Consider the following 3,397-nt stretch of genomic DNA (forward strand, 5'->3'; position numbering starts at 1 on the left):
GCGTTAAGGCCAAAAGCCCGGTGTCATTACGCAATAAATAATACATAAAGGCCGCCGTAGCTCCGGCCCCGCGGCTGCCGCGTATCAAGCGGCGGTATTTGCCTTGTTTGCCCAATAAGTCCGTGGAAAGCACTTGCTCGGCAAAAGGCGAGCCGTAGGTGTCTTGCGCTTTTATTTGTAAAGATACAATATGGCGGCTTTTTAATTCGGCTTGCCATAAGAAATTCAGCCAAAGTTTGGTAATGTCATAATCGGCCCCGCTCCAAGTGCCACCTTTGGTAAAAGAAACATCGGCCGCGTAAGCATAGCGGGCGGCGGTTAAATCAGCGAGCATTTTTTGTTTGTCGGAAAGACCAAACCCAAAAAGAGCTCCCATACCCGAAGAAGAACGCACATTGTGGCGGTAGGCAAGCCCTGCGGAAAGCTGATTGTGGTTGCCGTCGTTCAAATCGCGGGAATAGGAAACGTGTTTAAATTCGGGAGAAATAAAAGCGCTCCAATTCCCCATTTGCCGCGCATATAAAAAGCGCAAAGATTGCTCTTTTATATCAAATTGATCCAGGGGGTGACCAAATTCTTCTTTGTCATCGGCGATATTTAAAACGCCATACATATTGGACCAATGGTGGGGGTAAAACCGAAGTTCGGCATCTAAATCCGTATATTTGATGTTTAAAAAATGGTCTTCCCAAACAAGTCCGCCTGCCAAAGAGTAGCCGTCATCGCTTACGCCTGCGGTAACAAAGGCCGTTTCGCCTTGTTTAAAAAAATTTCCTTCAAATAAAGATAAATATAATACGTCTTTATCGGCGGAAGCAAAAAATGCCAGCGGGAAGAAATAATAGCCGTCTTGTGCCAAAATATGAATATCTACCTTGTCATCTTGTTGGCGGGTGGAAAAATCCAGCTTTTTAAACAGGCGCATATCATGCAATTTATTTTGGGCCTGTTCGTAACTTGTCGTAGAAAAGCGATCCCCGGATTTTAAAGGAAATTTTCTTTTGATAACTTCGGGATTCATACGGGTAACGGATACGTCTATATTGCCTACCCAAAGCTCTTGTGCGCTTAAAAACGGAGTAAATAGTAAGAAAAACAGAAATAATATTTTCTTCATAATAATAGAATAATTATTTTTAAATCCACCGCGTAAAATATATTTGATTAGAAACAAACCTTGTTTTAAAAGTATGAATATTTCAGAACGGCGTATTTTTGGCTAAAAATAAGGAGGTTTTCCAAGGATTATCATCAAGGGCGGACAAAGAAAGACAAGGCCGTCTCTTATTTCTATCAATTTGTCTTCTAAAGTTTTATCGTAAATTTGAAAGTTTTCCGTTTTTTCATCTATATATCTGTGGAAGGTGGTAGTCCAAGGGTTGTTGGTTTTGTTACATTCAAAATAAGGGGTTTTTTGGTTTTGAAATTCTATAAGTTTACGTTTTTTGTGAACAACTTTTTTTAATTTATTGCTGTATTTTTTAAGTTGGGCATTTTCCGGGTCAAAAGGCTGTGTTTTTAGTGTTGTAGGTTTTTTCGCAAATTCCCAAGCGTGTATTTCTTCTGCACTTATGTTTATTGTGCAGAAGAAAAGTATCAGTAAAAGGGCGGTTAATTTTTTCATTTATGATTTTGTTTTGTGTAAGTAGTCGCTAATCTCTGCTGAAATTTTTTTCCGCTGCAATCGGTGTAATAATAGCATCGGTGTAATAATAGCAAAGGGCACTACTATACAGAGTGCTAAGGGAACGGCACCCAAAAGATAGAAAAAAATAGTTTTTGCGGAAAAAGCGGAATGCCACGTTTTGTAAAACGGAAGGCCGATAAGCACCAGCTTGCCAAGTAAGTTAGACGTGCGCGTAAGAAAACCTTGATTGGGGTTGATGGGGAGTTTAAGCATCTTTGTCGTAAATATGGCGGCACTTATTTGTATCAATAAAAACCCGATTAGGTGAAGTACGCATATCCAAAACATATGCCGGGTAACGGGCTCTTTCAATGCCCAAGAAAATAAGGCATTGCTATAAAGAAACCCTAAAATCAGAAAAACAATGTTGGCAATTCCCGTAATGGTACGATATTTCATTTTTTTCTCCTTTTTTTCATTCTACTAAAAATGGCCTTTTGTTTCTGTGTGTGGTAAAAAGCCAAAAGTATATAACAAAAAACCCCCGCTGATGCGAGGGTTTCAAATTCATACGGCGGTTGTAGTTTGGGTAGCAAGGTGCTTGTTTATGAATTGTAATTAGGAAAAATTATGGGAAATAAAGGCTAAATTTAGTCCATTACCCCAGTTTTGCCTATTAAGCTGGGAATTTTGGCCTATTTTTAAATTAGGCCTTTTGGCCCTTAAAATGTTTAAAAAAAAGTTATATACTATCAATATCTTAATTAAAGGATAGATATATGAAAAAAGTTCAACTAATTGTATTATTGCTTAGCATATTGATTCCTGCTATGAGTTTTGCCCAACATAGGGAAAGTAGAAAAGCCAAGATTGCCCGTTTGGAAAGGGAAAATGCAGCATTGGCGGCGCAAAGCAATGTGTATCAATCAGAATTAGAAAGAGCTAGACACCTTTCTGACAGTATTGCAAATGTAAATTCCACAAATGCAGCCCGCTTGGCAGTGGCCGTTGAGCAGAATGAAGATTTACAAAATCAAAACAGGCAGTTGCAAGCACAAAATGATTCTCTTACTCAAGTTAATGCACAATTAACTGCAGAGATAAATCGTCAGTTAGCCATTCAACAAAAAGCCAAAAACAAACCGAAACCTGTCCCTACTTACTTGACACCTCGTTGTGAGGAGGTATGCAAAGGGTTGCGTTTTAATAAATGTGAATCTTGGGTAAAGGATGCAAAGGCGGGAGATCCTTCGTTTCAAGTCGTAGATGTTAGTGTGCTACATACCGATTACTCGGGTGATGTTACTCAATGGTACACTCAAATTGTTACGTTTGAATATATGATAAGAGGGCAAAAGTTCACTAAACAATTTAAGGACCGATTGCGTAAAGGTTTTGGAGGGTGGGTTGAGTAACAAATATCCCCTGGATAATTAACTAAACCCCAAAAATACAAAAACCGGCCAAGATTCGCATGCTATCAGTGGTGCGCAAAAAAATCCCCGTCGGGCGTTAGGCCCAACGGGGATTTATGCTATAAACTTAAAACTAAAATACGGATGTTGTAGTTTCCCTAGCACTATGCTGATGTTTCAAACAGCTAGAACGAAAAGTAGTTTTTTTATTAAAATAAGACTATGAAACAAGAAACCCAAGCGCTGTGTCCTGTTTGTCTAAAAACAATTCCCGCTATTAAAGTACAACGGGGAAGTGAAGTCTGGTTGGAAAAAACATGCCCCGAGCATGGCTCTTTTTCGGTGCAGGTTGCTA

4 protein-coding genes are annotated in these 3,397 nt (G+C 39.2%); 1 reads left to right on the forward strand and 3 read right to left on the reverse strand.

Translation table 11 applies throughout. The annotated features are described in order from the left end of the window. From IKL48_02140 to IKL48_02150, 3 genes are all read right to left on the reverse strand, one after another. Nucleotides 1-1,117, reverse strand: a 1,117-nt coding sequence (locus IKL48_02140) for a hypothetical protein (GenBank protein MBR3603480.1), incomplete at its 3' end; no start/stop codon positions are given. Between the two features lie 102 nt (nt 1,118-1,219). Then, a complete protein-coding gene (locus IKL48_02145) occupies nt 1,220-1,624 on the reverse strand; it encodes a hypothetical protein (protein MBR3603481.1) in 405 nt (134 codons plus the stop codon). Continuing rightward, nucleotides 1,625-2,086, reverse strand: a complete 462-nt coding sequence (locus IKL48_02150; GenBank protein ID MBR3603482.1) for a hypothetical protein — start codon at nt 2,084-2,086, stop codon at nt 1,625-1,627. 320 nt (nt 2,087-2,406) lie between these two features. Here IKL48_02150 and IKL48_02155 point away from each other — a divergent pair, with 320 nt between their 5' ends. Next, the gene (locus IKL48_02155; protein ID MBR3603483.1) at nt 2,407-3,042 is read left to right on the forward strand and encodes a hypothetical protein; all 636 of its coding nucleotides are present in this window, start codon (nt 2,407-2,409) and stop codon (nt 3,040-3,042) included. Nucleotides 3,043-3,397 lie beyond the last annotated feature (355 nt).

The organism is Elusimicrobiaceae bacterium, from assembly GCA_017520185.1.
Classification (GTDB): Bacteria; Elusimicrobiota; Elusimicrobia; order Elusimicrobiales; family Elusimicrobiaceae; genus Avelusimicrobium.

What these genes read in the sequence shown, in the direction of transcription:
- IKL48_02145 (MBR3603481.1), bottom strand. Translation starts at nt 1,624, where the DNA reads ATGAAAAAATTAACCGCCCTTTTACTGATACTTTTCTTCTGCACAATA.
- IKL48_02150 (MBR3603482.1), bottom strand. Translation starts at nt 2,086, where the DNA reads ATGAAATATCGTACCATTACGGGAATTGCCAACATTGTTTTTCTGATT.
- IKL48_02155 (MBR3603483.1), top strand. Translation starts at nt 2,407, where the DNA reads ATGAAAAAAGTTCAACTAATTGTATTATTGCTTAGCATATTGATTCCT.